Here is a 16,285-nt window from a genome sequence, read left to right as displayed (position 1 = left end):
CGGCTGCTGGGTGGTTCAGCGGCTTGCGATGAGCGCGGCGAGGAATCCGGCCACGGCCTCGGAGGGGGTGTCGGGGCCGAACTCCTGGATCCAGGGCTCGGCGTCGGAGGGGTGGACCCGGACCTGCCAGACGATGCCGCGCTTCCAGGCGGTGGTGTCCTCGGGGAGCCAGCCGACGTAGACGCGGCCGTCCGGGCTGGTGCAGTGCACGTTGGCCTCCGGGGTGTCGACTATCGCCCAGCCGAGCCCGCCGAGCAGTTCGAGTACCGGGCTCGCGCAGTGGTTGCTGGAGAGCCAGGCGCGTTCCTCCACGGCGGGGCGGACGACGGCTGGCAGGAGGGTGCTGGAAGCGTTCACGAGTGGGCGTCCCTTCGTTGACCTGCGGGTTTTCCCGAGGTCCGTACGTTGACATGCGGTGTGCCGAAGTACGTAGTCGTTTCCGGGAAGGTGAGGTCTGCCGTGGGCGAACTGGCCGTCGAGGAGGGCGGAGGTCGGCGGGCCGGGGAATGGATCGGCGCGGCCGGTTGTCGTAACCGGGTTGCGGCGCAGGGCCGTACAGAGCAGAAGGGGCAGGCCGTGGCGGAGTCGAGCAGACACTGGGACGGTGCCGGGCTGGAGCGCAAGATCCGTGGCGCCGGGCGGCCGTGGACAGTGGGCGACATAGCGATGGTGGCCGACGGGCAGTGGGCCGTGGGCATCCAGGCCGGGAGGCACCGTGGCGGGGAAGTCGTGGTGGAGCGTCGGATCGCGGACGGGCGGCGCGTCGAGCTGACGTTGGTGGAGCTGGCCCGCGCGATGGACTCCCGGTTCGGCGCGGCCCATCGCGACGAAGACTCCCGCTGACCGGTTACCGTCCGGGCCCGGTCGTGGCCACCGTGGGGCGGACAGTGGCCGACGGGGCGGGCTGGTCCGGTGGTTGGCCAAGGGCGCGCGGCGCGTGCGCGGAGCGGGCGACAGCGGCCTGCGCCAGGCTGAGCGACGGTGCCCGGTCCGCGGTCACGGCGGCTTCGCGGGCCTCGATCACGTGACTGATCGCCTGCAGGGCTGTGCGGCTCTCGGCCTGCGCGACGCGCAGGCCCACCGCCGAGCTGGTGATCCGCTCCAGGTCATAGAAGGCCGGCACATGACCGGGCCGGGTGAGGGCGTGCAAGCGGTCCTGGTGGACGGCGACCGCGTTGTTCGAGACGGCGAGGCTCGATCGGATATGCAATGCTGAGCGGAGGAGCGGGTCCTCGACGGGGCGGCGGACCGCGAGGTTCTCCAGCACGTCGATGGGGGCGGCCCAGGCTTTCTCGATCATGGCTGTGGCCTGATCGAGTGCGGTGGCGTCGGGCATGGCGGAACTCCCGGTATTCGGAGGTGCTGCTTCGGTCGGAGGCGACGTCTCGGAGGGGCCGGGGGCGGGAGTCAGCGGCTGTGCCGTGGGGCCGACGGGCTGGCCGGCGGCCTGGCCGCGGCTGAGTGTGCGAGGTTGCCCGACAGGTTCTGTGCCGAAGTCGCGGTGCGACTGCGAGCGGCCACCACGCGGAGGTCGGCTGCTGTCTGCGGGGCGCGTGCGGCGCGGTGGACGGCCTGGGCGACAGCGGTGCGGCGCACGTCGAGTGGGGTCGGAGCACGAGAGATCTGAGGATCGGCGGCTTGGCCGACCGGGACCAGCGTGACCAGGCGCTCCACCTTCCGGTTGATCTGGTGCCGCTCACGAATCGCCGGGGCCGAGTCCGACATGGCGGCTGCAGTCGCCGCGACCAGGTGGGTCGGGGTGCGGGCTGTGAAGACCGCTTCCGCGCGCGTGCCCCAACCCGGAGGACCGGCCCACAGCCTGACGGTTTCGTCGTCCCGGTCAGAGAAGCGGTTGTCGATCAGAACGCCTGCTTGTCCGTCGGGGGCGATGATCTCGACAGTGCCGCGCTCGGCCGCCCCGCCGCGGGTCCAGCCGGCATCGGTCAGCGGCCGGACGGCATCAGCCCAGTACAACGACGGGCTCGTCAAGAAGCGCCCGTTGCCTTCGGTGGCCTCGGCTTCGGCGTGGTCGCGGGCCAGAGCGCTGGTCAGCCCGGCGACGATCTCGGCCGGGGTGACGTGGTTGAAGGTTGCCGTCCAGCGGGGTGCGGAGACGGCGTCCTCGGCGGCGGTGATCTTCCACAGTTCGAAGTCGTCGCCGAACCAGCCGATCCGTATTCGCTGGTCGGGCGAGGTGACGAGGAGCTGGCAGGGGCCCTCGTCGAGATAGTGGTGCGGCCAGTGACTGACAGGGGCGAAGCCAGCGTCCCCGGTCCCGTTGGAGCCAGCCAGGTACATGGGGCTGACCAGTACCTCTTGATAGGGATGCTGGTCGGAGGGCTGGGTGTTCACGATCGGGACTCCGAGGTGTAGGAGGGGAACGTGCCCGCGTGCGCGGAGGAACGAACGGCTGGACTGCACGGGGGCGCCGTGGCAACGGCGTGAAGCGGCTGGCTCTCAGTGCCACCCGGATCACCGGCCCCGGGAGGAGGCCGACTGAGCGGCCACGGCCACCGGCACCCGCGGTTGTGGCTGCGGGGCGTGGCTGAACAGGGAGCTGGGCGCGGCGGTGCTCCGCCGCAGGGCCGCTGAGGTACGGATGCCGTCCGACCCCGGCGGGATGCCCGTGTGGGTGCGCGTGGCCGCCGCGACCCGGACAGGGGCGGGACGTGGTGCGGCGACGGGGTTGCTCCAGTGCTCGATGGCTGCGTAGACCGGGCCCAGTGCCCGTCCGGCTGCGGTCAGGACGTACGGATCGCCGTGGCGCGGCCCGGTGCGGGTGACCAGGCCGTCGAGCTGCAGCCGGATCAGGCGCTGCCGGGTGAAGCTGTTGTCCAGTCCTGCCTGTTCGGCGATGTGGACGAACCGCATGGGCCCGCCCGCGTCGAGGGCGTGGATCACGGCGGTCGAGTGGCGAAGGTGCAGCCGGCGCACGGCGTCCTCGACGCGCTCGGCACCGGCCACCCTGCCGAGCGGCAGGTGCGCGTGGGACCAGTCGGCCAGCACCCGGTGTACCGGGGACAGTGCGCTGCCGAACCCGCTGAGCTGGTACGGGGCACCGTGGCGATCACCGGCTCGGACCACCAGCCCGTCATCGTGCATCTGGGCCAGCCGCTTGCCGACGAACTGCTCGCTGACGAAGGGGAGGCGGGCGGCGACATCACGGACACGCATGGGGCCGTCCTGCTGGGCCAGGGTCTGTGCCGACCAGGTGGTCCACTTCGGCGCTATCAGGGACAGTGCCTCCTCGACGAGCTGGGCGTCGACGAGGCCGATCTGGGAGGCTGCGGGTTGTGCGGGGGCGGACATGGCGGTAACTCCGTTATGACGAGGGGTGAATCTGGCGGCGGGGTGCGGATCAGTGAAGGTCACGCTCGGCGCGGAGACGCTGGAGTACCGTGCCGAGGCGGCGGTTGCTGACGTGGATGCCGCGGGCGCGCAGGCCTTGGCGCAGGGCTTCGCGGTTGAGCCGGGGCAGACGGGCGGCGACCTGGCGGGCTACGGCTATGAGGTCCTCATCACCCGGCGCGGGGCCGGATCGCCGGGCGGCCGAAGGCCGGCGGGCGGCAGGCTGGTCCAGGAGGAGGCGGACGTCCAGCAGGTCCCAGACTGCCTCGGCTTCCGACTGCTTCCGGCGTTCGAGGTCCACGACCTCGGCCGCGTACCGCAGCACGAGGTCATCGAGGGCGTGTTCGCCAGAGCGGCAGCGCTGCCAGGCAGCGTCGAGATTGCGGCGGGCGGCACGGGCATGGGCGTTCGTCTCGGCCAGACCACCGAGCCGCCGCAGCACGATCGGCAGAACGGGATCGCCCGAGCCGACGTGCGTGCTGTCGCGCCGGAGGTCCTCCAGCGGGCGGCCGTACCGGTGCTCGACCAAGTGGCGGGTGTAGATCGCGGTGGACATGGGGGACGTCCTTTCCGGGGGGAGAATCAGCGGGAACGGGAAGGCTTGGTGGCAGCGCCTGTTGCGGGTGCTGCAACTGAATCGGCGACGACGTCGGAGATCGCCGCGGTGTTGCTGCGGCTGAGGGCGGCGGATATGCGCGGCGTGGCCGTACGTGCATCTCGAAGGGCCGCCTCGCCCTGCGGCGTGAGCGAGAGGAGCTGTCCGGGCCGGTACAGCCCCTCGCTGGTGTCCTGGTCCAACAGCCCGTCGGCGACCAGCCGTTGGACGGTTTCGGGCCAGACCTCCGGGCTGGGGCGTTGGCCCCGTCCGTCGGAGAGATAGATGTAGCCGTAGGCCGCGCTCTGGTGGAACCGAAGCCCGCCCGCCTCTACGGCTTCAAGGGCTCCGAGCCGGCGATTACCCGCGACGGCCCAGTCATTGTCCCGCCCCGGCGCCTGCTCCGGGGCCGGGCCCAGGTCCTGGAGCGGTGCCTTCGAGGTCGGCTCGGCGTCGGACTCGGGCAGAAGACGGTGGTACCGGGACACGGCCCGGGTCAGTTGCTCGTAAGCCGCACCCCGGCGGGCGACGAGCAGCTCGATCTGCGGACCCGTGGTGCCCAGGATGCCGTACCAGCCGCGCATGCCGGCGTGATCGCCCCGTCCGACGGGCTCAAGAAGCTCGATCGCGGACTGGGCGGCGCGGGTCAACTGGCTGTGCAGCTCGTCGACATCGCGGGCGGCCTCGGCGACCATCCTGCCGACGAGGTGAAGCGGGTCGCGGGGCGGATGGTCGTCGCTCAGAGCCCAGGGGTCCTCGACGCCGAACTCCTCGGCGACCAGGTGCGCGCCGGGCCGCTGCGCCATGTCATGGGGGTTCATTCGGCAGCGTCCATCCGGGCGAGCAGGGAGCGCACCAGGGTGGGCAGGCTGTCGGGGCCCTCGCCGATGCAGACGTGATCGGTTGCCTCGGCGAGGACGTACGTGGCGTCTTCGAGCAGGCCGCTGGAGATCTCCATGCAGGCGTCGGTGATCCGGGAGGCGGCGAGCAGGGACCGCGAGAGCACCTCGACGTAGTCGCCGGGGTTGAGGTCGGCAGCCTCGGCGGCTGTGCGGATGGCGGCCAACTCCAGCGCGCTGAACGCGAAGTCGAACTCGTCGTCCTGGTCCGTCGGCGAGGGCGCGACGAAGGCCGGGTCCGGCGGCTCGGCAGGAAGGCCGACGCGCGTGCAGATCTGGTCCACGGAGGCGGTCAGCTCGGCGAGGGACTCGGTGAGCCAGCCGAGCGCGGAAGCGTAGGACGCCAGGGTGAACAGACCGGCGGGGGTGGAAGGCAGCGGCTCCTCGACGACGAACTCTTCGAGCCGGTCGTTCAGTTCGCGGACCACCCGGGGGCCGGCGGACAGCGCGCCGAGGACGGGATGCAGGTAGGAGCGGCCGGCGGAGGTGGGGTATTCGGTCGTCAGGACCTCCGAGACGCTGCGCGCGGCGTCGGTGAGCAGCCCGGCCAGTTCGGTGCGGTCGAGGGACGCACGGTCGGCGGTCATCGCATGGAGGCCTTTCGGGAGGCGGCCGGGGCGGCGGGGCTGGCTGGCCCCGGTGCGGTGGCCGGGAGGGACGCGGTCGGGTCGATCGCGTGGGGGGATCGGGACCGGGCCGCCTGGACTCGGGCCTCTGCCGCCGCGTCGGTGCCCTCCTGCCGGTTGGGGCCGGTGCGGTTGGTGCGGTGCTGGGCCGTGCGGTAGACCGCGTAGTCCTCCCGGGCGCCGGCCGCGACGAGGTAGATCTCGCGTTTGTGGGTCGAGGTGGGTGGGGCCGGGCGGAACTGGATGACCATCCGGTAGGAGACGGCCGGGTCGACGTAGACCTTGTGGAAGCCCGCGAGGCGCCCGGTCAGCGGCAGGCAGTCGTCGCTGCCGTGGACCAGGTTCTGCAGTTCCAGCAGTGCCAGGTCGCGGATTTCGGCTGGGAGTTGGCGCAGGTCCGCGATGGCGTCCGGGTGGGCGGCGAAGGCGAAGCGGGCGCGGCTCACATCGGCCTCCGAGGGTTCAGGCGCTGACCCGTTCCTGCCGACGGCGCGCTGCTCGTGTCGAGGCTGGCTTTCGGGACCGCGGAGGTACCCGGTGATCGGGTGAGGGCGGCGCGGGTCAGCCGGGCGGCGGCCTCACCGCGGTAGTCAGGCGGCTGCGGCAGCGGACTGCCGCGGTCTTCCAGCCAGTGCCGGGCGGCGGCCTCGTCGGCGAAGGCGCCCTCGCGCATCGTGTAGGTGTGGGCGTCGGCGTTCCCCTCTTCGAGGAAGACGCGAATCGGTGCCTGAGCGGCGCTGGAGTCACGGGTCAACGTCCACGTCTCGGACGGGGCGAAGTCCGAGGTCCAGCTGTCGAGGACCTTGTAACGAGAGCCTGACTCCCGGATCTGCCGCTCGACCCAGAGGGTGAGATCGTCGGCGGGCTTCAGGGAGTCCCCCTTGGCCTGGGCGATCCGCTCGGGCGGGCAGCCACGCTCGATCAGCCAGTTCTGGGCGAACGGCAGGCTGGCGTGGTTCGCGGTCTCGAAAGTGAACGTGCGCTCGCGCAGGTCCCGCGTGATCTTGATGGCAACGAGCGCCGGATCACCGGGGACGCCCCAGGTCATCGACCTGTCGTGGGCGACGAGGTAGCTGTGCGTCCCCTCTGGGGTGGTGTGGTGCTCGGCCAGCACGGTCAGGTCTCCGGCCCAGACGCTGCTCTCGGCGAGTTCGGAGGCGGCGTCGGCAGGCTCGAAGTCGGCGAGGCGGAAGTCGGGTTCGGCGATCACCGGGTGGCTCCCGTCAGCTCGGGCGCCGGGGTGGCCAGCACGCGGTGGTTGGGCCGGGTCGGGCTCGTCGTGCATGCGGCGAAGGGGCCGTCGGGGGCACGGAGATGAACCAGGGCCTGGTCGAGGTGGTCGCGGTGCCACGTCGAGGGACCGGAAAGGCCGGCCTCGGCGTCGGTGAGCTGCTGCCACGCGAGCCAGAGCGCGTGCAGCCGGGCAACGGCCTCGGGGTGCTCGTGCCACTGGTCGCACCACGGTCGGGTAGTGCTGATCTCCCGTCCGTAGACGGGCAGGAACAGGTGGTTCACCCAGTCGCTGAGCGCGGCCAGCTCGACGGCGTACGCCTCGCCGCCCAGGGCGAGGATGAACACCGAGACCGGGACGCCGGCCTTGTCGGCGCCGGCAGCGCCTGCCGTGGAGGTGTCCGCAGTGGGCTGAGGGGTGGGGACGGGCTCGGAGCCGAGGCGGTCCAGGATGACGCCGTGCTGGCGTACCTCCGCCATGGTCTTGGCGAGGGTGCTGGCGAGATCGTCGAGGTCGCCGTCGGGAACGCGGAACGGCTCGGGCTCGGGGGTGGCCTTGCTGGGGTCGGACATGGCGGATCCAAGGGAGTGAGCGAGCAGGGCGGGGGCGAGGTGCGGTGCGCTCTTCTGGAGGTCACGGCGGTGCTCCCTTCTCAGGTCGGCATGGGCAGGAGGATGCGGGGATTCCGCGATTTGGCGCGGCCGGGGAAACCGGGTAGCGGGGTGCTACGGCGCGGTGCAGCGGGGGCAGCGCGGGAAGGGAGGTGCCAGCAACTGCACGGCTCGGGCGGCCTGTTGGGGGACCACGCCGTTGCCGAGTGCGGTGAGCTGCGCCGGTCGGCCGAGTCCCGGAGTGGCGGTCACCCAGCCGGGGGCCAGGCCCTGCATCCACTCCACGAAGTCGGCGCGCAGGCGTCCGGCGGCGTCGGTGGGCGCCGGCGCGGGGCGGGTGAGGTTCTCCCATCGGGCGATGGCGGAGGCGTACGCTCCCCATCGCCTGTCGGTACTTCCGCGTCCGGGGCTGCCTCCGCCCACAGTGGCAGGACCACCGCCGACAGGGGCGGGCGCCAGCCCTTGCCCGGACGGCGGCCCGGGGTGCCGGTCTCGCTCGCCCTCGGGGTGGGCAGCAGCGAGGCTGCCGCGCTCGGCAGCGTCATGTCCCCGTTGCCGTGCCGCTGGTTCGGCGAGCCCTTGGTCCCGTCCGACGCCTTCGGCGTGGGCAGCAGCCACTCCACCTCGTCGGCCAGGTTCGGGCCGTGGCCGCCGCTCTTCCTCTTCGACGGGTGCTGGGAGCCGCCGTTCTTGCCGATGTTGCTCGTCGGGGTCTTGAGCAGGGTGCTCGGCGGGCCAGGCGGCGAGGAAGGTGCGCTCGCGACGATGGGGTGCTCCGACGTCGGAGGCACGAAGCACGAGCCACCTTGCGTCGTACCGGAGATCGGCCAGGGATCCGAGTACGGCACCAAGTGCCCGCACAGGAGGCTGGGTTGGGTCGTCTCCCAGACACCACGGGCAGAATTCCACGTCGCCAGGGGAACCGGCGGGCGAGGTGAGGAGACCTCGGACATTCTCGATCACCACCAAGCAGGGGCGGAGGGCTTCGACCGCACGGGCGACGTGCAGCCACAGCCCTGAGCGGGTGTGGGGGTTGAGTCCGGCCCGGCGGCCGGCGACGGAGACGTCTTTGACAGGGGAAGCCGGCCGTCAGGACACACACCCGAGGCACATCGGCCCAGTCGACGGCGGTGATGTCCTGCAGGTTGGGCACGCCTGGCCAGTGCCGGGCCAGGATGCGCGCGGCGTCGGGGTTGATCTCGGCGTGCCAGGCCACGGTGCCGCCGAGCGAGGTCTGGACCCCGAGGTCCAGACCGCCGTAACCCGAGCAGAGCGAGCCGATCAACGGCGTTCGCGCGGTGGTGGGTTCCATGTCACCGGCCCCGTGCGATTCGGTCCGAGGGGGCCGCCGGGGCGGTGGTGACGCCGGGCGGCGCCCCCGGAGCGGGTGAGGCGGTCACGGACCGGCTGCGGGCAGCCTGGAGCCGTGCGGACGGGGGAGAGACCGTTGCCGATGCGGCGTGCAGGGAGTTGGCCCCGTCGTGCAGTGCCGCGCCGGCGGTGGCGAGTGCTTCCTCCATCACCCGTACTGCTGCCTCCCGGGCATCCCTGGCGTCGGGCTGGTCGCGCAGACTCTCGGTCTGGTTCAGGAAGGCGAGCTGGTGGGCCACCGCTCCCAGGGCGGAAGCCGCTTCGCCCGCGGGCTCGACGGCGGCGGCGAAGCTGGTGATCACGCGAGCGGTGTGGGGCGCATGGTCCTGGTCGGCGGCACGGAAGAGGACCTCGTCGCCCAGATCGGTGACCAGCTTTCCGAGCTCGGAGATCTGGCGTGCGACGGCGGCGACGTCGGGTGAGCGGTGGGGGTCTCCCGGCATCGGCAGCTTGCCGCGCTGGGCGTCGAAGGCTGAGGCCGTGGCGCGCAGTGCCAGGGCGTCGGAGAGTGGGGTGTTGTCCACGGGGCGTTCCAAGGTGGGGACGGTCGGATGGGCTGGGTTGGTGGGTGGGTGAGGACGGCTCAGCCGTGGGCGCGCGAGGGCGGTCGTGCGGCTGATGGCGTGGAGGCAGAGCCTGGGCATTCCGAGGGCCGTGCGGCCGGTCGCGCCGTGCTGCGGGCGAGGGCGGCGTGGACCTGCGCCGTCGGGGACCCCTCGGTCGGCGGAGGGTGCGGCGCCGGAGCGCCGTTCGCGGTCTGCCAGCGGGCGCGCACGTCGTCGAGCGGCCCGAGCGCGTGCAGTGCGTGGCTGATGAGCCTTCCGGGGGCCAGGGTCTCGTTCTCGGCCAGGGCGCGGATGGCGCGGGCGGAGGCGGCGGCCGTACGGGCGACGGAGGAGCGCATGATCTGCTCGCCGAGCCACTCGGCGCTGCCGGCGCCGACGCCGTCGCAGATGGCGGTGAGCTGTTCGGCGGTCAGCGTGCCGTTGGCGAGCAGACCGCGCCGCTGGGCTTCCCACAGCACGGTGATTCGGTCGATGGGTTCGCCGCGGTGGTGCAGTGCTCCCAGGCAGCGGTAGAGCTGGCCGTGGGCGGGGTCGGCGAAGTCGCCGGGTCGCAGCCAGTCGACGACCTCGTCCATTGCCTTCGGCTGCTCGGCCAGGACCGCCAGCAGGATCTGCTCGTCCTCGGCGACCTGTTCCGCTCGTACCGGCGGCGGCGCGACGGGAGCTGTGGGGGGCGGTGTCGCCGGGGCGGCCGGGCGCGGTTCGGACCCCCAGCGGTGCGCGAGGTCTTCGAGTACCCCGGCCAGGACGTCCGCATGGTGCAGCGCTCCTTCCACCTGACCTTGGAGGGCGTCGGCGCGGGCTGCCTGGTGGAGGCGGATCGCGTGCGCGGTCACGCTGCGGTGGATCGCTCCCTCCAGCACCATCCGGCCGTACACCGGGGCGTGCTCGGGGCGCGGGCAGGCCGAAATCAGGATGTGGGGATACACGGCGGTCAGCCCTCGGACATGGTGACTGGCCTCGGCGACGGCGTCCGTCACCCAGGACAGCGGCACGCGTTCTCCGGTCGCCACGGCGGGATGGTTCTCGGTCCGGAGTTTGCGCAGGGCGGCGAACAGCGCCTGGTGGATGGGCCGGTAGAAGTGATCGGGCGCGAGCCAGTCCAGGTGCGCGAGCTGGCCGGGATCGAGCAGCACCGAGCCGAGCACCGCCTGCTCGGCACTCAGCAGCGGGTTCATCGCCGCCGCCCGGGGCGGGGAGCCGACGGATCGTCCTGCTGCGAGCGGAGGCCGGCGACGGCCTGGTCGGCGGCGGTCATCGCGTCGGCGAAGCGGTCCAGCTCGCCGGTGAACGTCGGATCGGTGGCGAGGAGCGATCCGGAACCGGTGACCAGCCACCACTGGCCACCGAGTCGGACGACCGGTGACCGGCCGAGGCGTTCGGAACGCGCCAGAGGAGGGGACGGAGTGCGCGAGGACACGAGGGGACTCCTGAGCAGGTAGAGGGGAGGGGCAGGCCGTGAGGTCGACGTCGGCCTGGACGGGGTGCCGGAGCGGCAGGACCAGGGGCGGGCAGCCGTCCGGATCGCCGTTCTCCGGTTCGGCGTCCGTGAGCGCGTCGAAGATGGCGCCCTGACGTCCGGACCACATGTGGGCGGTGACCCGGTCGATCGGTGCCTGGTCCAGAGGCCGGCGACCACGGTGCGGAAACGCCTGGCCGAGCAGCGGCGTGACCTTCGTCAGCGGCGACGGCCGCGGTCGAGGGCCGTCTGCGCGGACGCCGGGAGGGACGACGCGGTGGGCGGTGCGGGGCGGTGGGGTGTCGTGGTGCGTGTGGTGGCGGCCCGGACTCGTGGGGAGGTGTCGTCGGTGTGCCGGAGGGCGTTGGCCGTGTCGGTGAAGCGGCGCCAGGCGTAGTCGGAGCGGTCCGCGGTCCAGGCCGGGGCCCGGGCGACGAGGGCTTCGGCGAGGGCGGCGACGTCGTTCTCGGGTGCGGTGCCGCGTGCGAGGAGGGGGCCGGCGGGGGACCACAGGTCGATGCGCCATTCGTCGCCGAGCCGGACGGCGGTGACGAAGCCGTCGTCGGGTGTCGGCTGGTAGGTCCACATGTGGGCGTGGACTGTCCAGCTGGGTCCGGCGAAGGCGGGTGGGGCGGGCTCGGGCAGCGGTTCGGGTGTGCCGACCTCGAACAGGTCGAGCAGCGGTCCGTCGTTGAGGGCGGCGTCCATGAGCCGCAGCGCGTCGTCCGTGGAGACGACGTCCCGGCGTCCCTTGAGCGCGGCGAGGACGGTGCGCAGGGTGCTGAGGTGTTCTCGGGCGTCGCCGGGGTCGAGCCGGTCCTCGGCGGGCCCGTGCTGGCGTAGCCAGTGCCGCACCGACGCCGCCTGGGACCGCAGCGATTCGACGTCCCCGGTGGAGAGCCGTTCCGGCAGGTGTTCGACGCGGTGGACCAACTGCCAGTAGGGCTTGAGGTGTTCGTTGACGACGTGGCGGGCGATGCGGTCGATCTGGGGGCGGAAGCCGGCCACGGCCCCGGCGCGGACCTGGTCGTCGTGGTGGCGTAGATCGGTGAGCAGGCGCATGTAGGCGTCGTGGGTGTCGATCCGGTCGCGGACGGCGGACTCGTAGGCCCGGTTGAGGAGTTCCAGATCCGACAGTTCCCGCGCTCCGGACTCGGGGTGGTGGGCCGTTTCGCGGCGGAGGGCGGCGACGCGTTCGGAGGCCGGGACGTCCCAGACCCCGCTCATGCCGCACGCCCGAAGCCGGAGTTGTTCGCCTTCGCGAGTGCGCGGTCGGTGATGGTGGCCGTGGCGGCGGCGGAGGCAGGCGCGATGGTCTTCGCCGACGGCTCCTTGTACCAGGGCTTGAGGTCGAGCAGCGCGATGCGCAGGCCGGTGGCCAGAAGGAGTGCCTTGCCCTTGGGCAGCGCACGGATCGCGTCGGGGGCGAGGATCCGCTCGGTGCGCATGGACACGGAGGTCGACCTGCCGCTGTCGGAGTGGGAGACGGAGACGGTCCGTACCTCGTGCTCCCCGATCGCGCGGCTCAGCTTGTCGGCGAAGTCGATGTCGTCGATGCCGGAGCCGATGATCTTGACCGTGGCGGCGCTCCAGAGTGCGTCCATGCCGGCCTCGCCCCAGCACCGCTGGCCCTGCCGGTAGGACTGCAGGATCGTCATCGGGATCACGCCCCGTGAGCCCAGGTGGCTGTACAGGTCGGGGAGATCGGAGATCTTGCACACGTTGGCGGCCTCGTCGAGGACGCACAGGGCGGGCGGGTCGAGCCGCCCGCCGGAGCGCTCGGCGACGACCACGGCCGCGCGCATCACCGCGTCGGCCGCCGCCGCGATGATCGCCGACGCCGAGCCGCCGCCGTCCTTGCTGAGCAGGTACAACGTGTCGCGGGAGGTGGCGAACGCGGAGGGCTTGAACTCGGGAAGGCGCTTGTCGGGTGTGACCCAGGCGGCGACGTCCGGGTCGAGCAGGCAGCTCGCGTACTGCCGCGCGGTCTCATAGATGCCGTCCCGCGTTTCCGTGGCCCCGCTGACGGTGCCCTGGAGCTGGGCGGCGACCGCCTCGTGGCCGGCGTCGGTGAGCAGGTCCACCGGAGTGCGGTCGGCGGGGGAGGCGAGCCAGGCCAGGACATCGGTGATCGGGCGCCGGTGGCTCGCGGCGGCCAGGAACAGCGCGCCCAGCGTGTTGCTCGCGGCGGTGGACCAGAAGTCGGCACCGCTGGACTCGTCGACGCTGGCGGCGACGAAGTGCCCGGCCAAACGTTTCGCCCCGGCCAGGTCGCGGGCGTCGGCCAGGATGTCCCACCACATCTCGCGCGGGTGGTGGGCGATCTGCTGCGGGTCGAGCGTCCAGATCGTGCCGACCTCGGCGCGGGCGTCCACCGTCGCGGTGAAGGCGTCGTTCGCCGCCTTGTTCGAGGTCAGCAGTACCGGGCCGGGAGCGGCGAGGATCGCGGGGATCGCCAGCCCGGACGTCTTGCCGGAGCGCGGGGCCATGATCGCGACGATCACGTCCTCCCAGGAGGCGCGGATCTCGGCCCGGCCCGGGGAGTGCGTGCCGACGAGGATCCCGCGGTCCGCGGGAGCGACCTCCTTCGGTTTGAGGCCGGACAGACTCGGCCGCAGGCTCTTCGCCTTGGCGGCGATCTCCTTGTGCATCAGAGGGGCGAGATCCCGCCTGCGGGCGAGGCCGTTCTTCGCACCGCCGCGCAGCCGCAGCCACACGACCAGGCCGGTGACGGTGAGGCAGACGGAGAGCAGCCCGGGGACGAGCCGCGCGCCCACCAGCAGAGCGGTGGGGCTCAGGTGCGGCCACAGCACGTCGGGGTGCAACAGCGCGTCGGTGGCCTTGAACGGCGCCCAGGGACCGGTGCCGACGAGGGAGTTGGTGAGGTTGCCGGTCAGCCAGGCGAGGGAGCCGGAGGCGATGCCGACGCCGAGGACGCCGAACAGGAGGGGGAGGAGCGCGTCGGAGCCGGTGGCGGCCGAGGGCGCGCTGGTACGCGGTGCGGGCATAGCGGGTCCAAGGAGGGAGAGCGGACAAGGCGAGGCGGGGCGCGCGGCGCTCTTCTGGTGGTCATCGGGGCAGCTCCTGTCGGGGCAAGGGACGGCGGTTGGGGGTCAAGCCGAGGTCATCGGGTGCGTGGCGACCGGGGCGGTAGGGCGCCGGTGGGTGGTTCGGATGCCGTGCCGACGGAGGGCGCGGTCCGCTGAGCGCCGGCGTGCGGGGAGGAGGCGCGGGCGGCTCGGCGTCGGTCCGCTTCCGGGTTCCGGGAGGCGGGCGGCTCGTTATCCGCGAGCGCGTCGTTGCCGACGACATCGCTGAGCGGCTCCCTGGTCCGCAGGGCGGGCACCTCGTCGCGGTACCTGGGGTCGCTGAGTTGCACAGGGCGCGCGGCGATCATGTCCCCGGCGACCGCCAGTTCCTCCTGGACGTCCCGCAGCATGCGGGTGGCGGCGGCCAGCCGTGTCCACGTCGCGAAGGCCGGGTTGAGGTGCGGGTTCTCGAAGGTCAGACGGGCTCGGGTCCAGTCGGCCGCTGCGGCCACGAGTTCGGTCAGCTGGGGGAGGGCCCCGAGCGCTCCGTTGACCTCCTCGATGATTCCGGCGACCTCATGGGGAGTCGCTGTCTCCGTGAGCTGGGTGATCATCCCGGGGACGGAGTACGGGTCGGCCGACGGGTGGGACATGTGTCGGACCTGCAGGGGCGCGTCGGAGCCGGGCGCCTTGCCGCCGTAGGCAAGCCGGATGTTGTGCCGCATCGCAGCGCCTACGGCCTCGCCGATGCTCGGGTAGAACTCGGGCACTGTTCCTCCTTGGGCGGGGTGTTGGGTCGGTGCCGGGTGGGTTGGACAGATCCCTCGGACCTTGGCCGGTCTAACGGGTCCGAGGGCTTGTGACCTGCGGCGTACCTACGGCTGTACCGACCTCCGGAGACGGAGTTCCGAGCGCCGAAGACGCCTTGGCCCTGTCCGCCGCGGGTGACGTGGCGAGAGCCGCGTTTCGTGCGTCGGACGGGGCTGGGGACTGCGTCTGTGCCCCGGTGTGGTCCTGGCGCGAGCCGCTGACACGGTGCAGTTCGCGTCCCGCTCCGACGAGTTCCGATTGCGCCGCGCTGACGAACTCCGCGGCGAAGCCGAACCGGTCGGCGAGCGCGTACGACTCGTCGTCGAGGTCGGTGATCTGTTCGCCTGCCGTCTCCAGAGCTTCCCGGAGGCGTTCCAGGACGCCGTGTTCGGGATGAAGGAGGTGACCGACCGCCTAGGCAAGGTCGGCACCGTTCTCGGCGGCCCTGATCTGGTCCGTCAGCTGGAGGACTTCGGCTCCGGCGGTGTAGAGCCCGAGAGGGTTGGCCGGGCTGGTCAACCGCCTCGTGTCGAGGTCGGGGTCCAGGTCGACGCTGTACCGGGCGGCGCGGAGCATATCGGCTGCGTGGGAGGCGATGGCGACGCGCTCAGCGTGCGGGGTGGTGGTCGCCAGGCGGTGGCGGCGGCCGTACCAGTCCTCGATCTGCTGGAAACCGGCGTGCTTGAGGAGCGTGGCGGACAGGTCGTCGTTGGCGCCCTTCGCCGAGACGCTGCCGCTGGGCTCTGAGCTGATGGTGATGTAGGGGGCAGGCACGTGGGTCTCCTGGGCACGGGGTGTCGGGCGCGGGGCCGGGGGCAGGTGGCCGAGTTCGCTGGCGATGCGATGGCACTCGGTCTGGAGACGGAAAGCGTCGCGGTAGGTGTTGTGGAGGCTGCCGTCCTCGCGGGCGAGGGTGGCCACGACGTGCACTTGCCGTGCCTGGTTGCGCACGGCGATCCACCGGCAGGCGCCCGGATCGCCCTCCGGCGCGATGCCGGTGGCCGCCACGATCCGGCGGGCCGCCTCGGCCCACTGCGCGTCGGTCGGGTCGGGGTGCCGGGGATCGGAGCGGACTGAGCAGACCCACACTGGCCGCTCGGGAGCTCGGGTCCCGAGGCGGTCGGCGGGTGCGTCGAGGGCGTGGGCCAGGTACGCCGGCGCGTCGGTCTGGGCGAGCATCTCGATCGGGGCACCGTGGCCGTCCCCCGCGATCAGGCGGGGGTTGGTGTGGTTGCCGCGCTCGCCTGGCCCGTACAGGTACTCAAGGAGGCCGGCGGTATGGCTGGCACGCTGCAGGTGGGCGATCACGGCGTCTACCTCGAAGGGGAGTGGTGAACGGGAGCCCGGGTGGTCGGGCCGTAGGGGAGAGAGGATCCGCGGAATCCGCGATTTGGTCCGGCCGGAGATGGGTGGTAGACGCCTGAGGCCACCGAGGCTCGTCGAGGTCCTGGTAGTAGGCGAAGTCCGCGCGGGCCGAGCGCGCGCGAAGTACGCGTCGTTGTGTAGCCCGGGCACAACGGCCGTCCTGCCGGATGACGTAGGCGACGATGTCGATTCCGTCGGTCGTGTTATGTAGAGCCACCCACCAGCAGGCCGCAGGGTGGTCGCCCGGCTCGATGCCGGTGACGTCGAGGATCTCGTGTGTCAGCTCGATCCAGTTGTCGTCATCGAGCTCTTGGCCGGTGGCGTTGCGGATGATGCACGGTCAGGTGAGTCACTGACGATGCCCAGTTATATGGG

The 16,285-nt window shown here is 72.2% G+C and carries 19 protein-coding genes and 2 pseudogenes; 1 reads left to right on the top strand and 20 read right to left on the bottom strand.

All coding sequences use genetic code 11. The annotated features are described in order from the left end of the window. Positions 1-15: 15 nt before the first annotated feature. A complete protein-coding gene (locus U5640_RS20330) occupies positions 16-357 on the bottom strand; it encodes a DUF317 domain-containing protein (protein WP_340377192.1) in 342 nt (113 codons plus the stop codon). A gap of 102 nt (positions 358-459) precedes the next feature. Between U5640_RS20330 and U5640_RS20325 the strand changes: the two genes are divergently transcribed. Then, positions 460-843, top strand: a complete 384-nt coding sequence (locus U5640_RS20325) for a hypothetical protein (RefSeq protein ID WP_340377191.1) — start codon at positions 460-462, stop codon at positions 841-843. Between the two features lie 4 nt (positions 844-847). Here U5640_RS20325 and U5640_RS20320 read toward each other — a convergent pair whose 3' ends face one another. The 19 genes and pseudogenes from U5640_RS20320 to U5640_RS20230 form a co-directional block, all read right to left on the bottom strand. Then, the gene (locus U5640_RS20320) at positions 848-1,336 is read right to left on the bottom strand and encodes a hypothetical protein (RefSeq protein ID WP_340377190.1); all 489 of its coding nucleotides are present in this window, start codon (positions 1,334-1,336) and stop codon (positions 848-850) included. A 71-nt stretch (positions 1,337-1,407) separates the two neighbouring features. Beyond that, entirely contained in the window at positions 1,408-2,352 is a 945-nt protein-coding gene (locus U5640_RS20315) for a DUF317 domain-containing protein (RefSeq protein ID WP_340377189.1), read from the bottom strand. 120 nt (positions 2,353-2,472) lie between these two features. Further along, positions 2,473-3,309, bottom strand: coding sequence for a winged helix-turn-helix transcriptional regulator (locus tag U5640_RS20310; protein WP_340377188.1), 837 nt, complete (start codon positions 3,307-3,309; stop codon positions 2,473-2,475). 49 nt (positions 3,310-3,358) lie between these two features. After that, positions 3,359-3,904: a hypothetical protein gene (locus U5640_RS20305; RefSeq protein WP_340377187.1), complete on the bottom strand. Its 546-nt coding sequence runs from the start codon at positions 3,902-3,904 to the stop codon at positions 3,359-3,361. A gap of 26 nt (positions 3,905-3,930) precedes the next feature. Beyond that, positions 3,931-4,764 carry a large ATP-binding protein gene (locus U5640_RS20300; protein ID WP_340377186.1) on the bottom strand — a complete coding sequence of 278 codons (834 nt, stop codon included), beginning with the start codon at positions 4,762-4,764 and terminating at the stop codon, positions 3,931-3,933. After that, on the bottom strand, positions 4,761-5,429 hold the full coding sequence (locus tag U5640_RS20295; protein ID WP_340377185.1) for a hypothetical protein: 669 nt from the start codon (positions 5,427-5,429) through the stop codon (positions 4,761-4,763). Before U5640_RS20295 ends, U5640_RS20300 begins: the two co-directional genes overlap by 4 nt. Further along, entirely contained in the window at positions 5,426-5,914 is a 489-nt protein-coding gene (locus tag U5640_RS20290) for a hypothetical protein (RefSeq protein WP_340377184.1), read from the bottom strand. Before U5640_RS20290 ends, U5640_RS20295 begins: the two co-directional genes overlap by 4 nt. Beyond that, complete coding sequence (locus U5640_RS20285; RefSeq protein ID WP_340377183.1) at positions 5,911-6,678, bottom strand: glycosyl hydrolase; 768 nt, start codon at positions 6,676-6,678, stop codon at positions 5,911-5,913. Before U5640_RS20285 ends, U5640_RS20290 begins: the two co-directional genes overlap by 4 nt. Then, entirely contained in the window at positions 6,675-7,271 is a 597-nt protein-coding gene (locus U5640_RS20280; protein WP_340377182.1) for a DUF4913 domain-containing protein, read from the bottom strand. Before U5640_RS20280 ends, U5640_RS20285 begins: the two co-directional genes overlap by 4 nt. Positions 7,272-7,424: 153 nt before the next feature. Continuing rightward, a complete protein-coding gene (locus U5640_RS20275; RefSeq protein ID WP_340377181.1) occupies positions 7,425-7,733 on the bottom strand; it encodes a hypothetical protein in 309 nt (102 codons plus the stop codon). A gap of 312 nt (positions 7,734-8,045) precedes the next feature. Next, positions 8,046-8,327, bottom strand: a pseudogene (locus U5640_RS20270) (DNA cytosine methyltransferase); the annotation flags it as partial. Positions 8,328-8,448: 121 nt separating this feature from the next. Continuing rightward, a pseudogene (locus tag U5640_RS20265) lies at positions 8,449-8,622 on the bottom strand (DNA methyltransferase); the annotation flags it as partial. A 1-nt stretch (position 8,623) separates the two neighbouring features. Further along, on the bottom strand, positions 8,624-9,205 hold the full coding sequence (locus U5640_RS20260) for a hypothetical protein (RefSeq protein ID WP_340377180.1): 582 nt from the start codon (positions 9,203-9,205) through the stop codon (positions 8,624-8,626). A 59-nt stretch (positions 9,206-9,264) separates the two neighbouring features. Further along, a complete protein-coding gene (locus tag U5640_RS20255) occupies positions 9,265-10,425 on the bottom strand; it encodes a DnaB-like helicase N-terminal domain-containing protein (RefSeq protein ID WP_340377179.1) in 1,161 nt (386 codons plus the stop codon). After that, positions 10,422-10,667 carry a hypothetical protein gene (locus U5640_RS20250; RefSeq protein ID WP_340377178.1) on the bottom strand — a complete coding sequence of 82 codons (246 nt, stop codon included), beginning with the start codon at positions 10,665-10,667 and terminating at the stop codon, positions 10,422-10,424. The genes U5640_RS20255 and U5640_RS20250 overlap by 4 nt, the downstream gene beginning before the upstream one ends. 258 nt (positions 10,668-10,925) lie before the next feature. Next, positions 10,926-11,933 carry a hypothetical protein gene (locus U5640_RS20245; RefSeq protein WP_340377177.1) on the bottom strand — a complete coding sequence of 336 codons (1,008 nt, stop codon included), beginning with the start codon at positions 11,931-11,933 and terminating at the stop codon, positions 10,926-10,928. Further along, positions 11,930-13,714: a TraM recognition domain-containing protein gene (locus U5640_RS20240; RefSeq protein WP_340377176.1), complete on the bottom strand. Its 1,785-nt coding sequence runs from the start codon at positions 13,712-13,714 to the stop codon at positions 11,930-11,932. Before U5640_RS20240 ends, U5640_RS20245 begins: the two co-directional genes overlap by 4 nt. A gap of 116 nt (positions 13,715-13,830) precedes the next feature. Next, the gene (locus U5640_RS20235) at positions 13,831-14,505 is read right to left on the bottom strand and encodes a hypothetical protein (RefSeq protein WP_340377175.1); all 675 of its coding nucleotides are present in this window, start codon (positions 14,503-14,505) and stop codon (positions 13,831-13,833) included. A 454-nt stretch (positions 14,506-14,959) separates the two neighbouring features. Continuing rightward, positions 14,960-15,853 carry a hypothetical protein gene (locus U5640_RS20230; RefSeq protein WP_340377174.1) on the bottom strand — a complete coding sequence of 298 codons (894 nt, stop codon included), beginning with the start codon at positions 15,851-15,853 and terminating at the stop codon, positions 14,960-14,962. Between the last annotated feature and the right edge of the window lie 432 nt (positions 15,854-16,285).

The sequence above is a fragment of the Streptomyces sp. SS7 genome, from assembly GCF_037993025.1.
Classification (GTDB): domain Bacteria; phylum Actinomycetota; class Actinomycetes; order Streptomycetales; family Streptomycetaceae; genus Streptomyces.
This window is presented reverse-complemented; position numbering and strand designations above follow the sequence as displayed.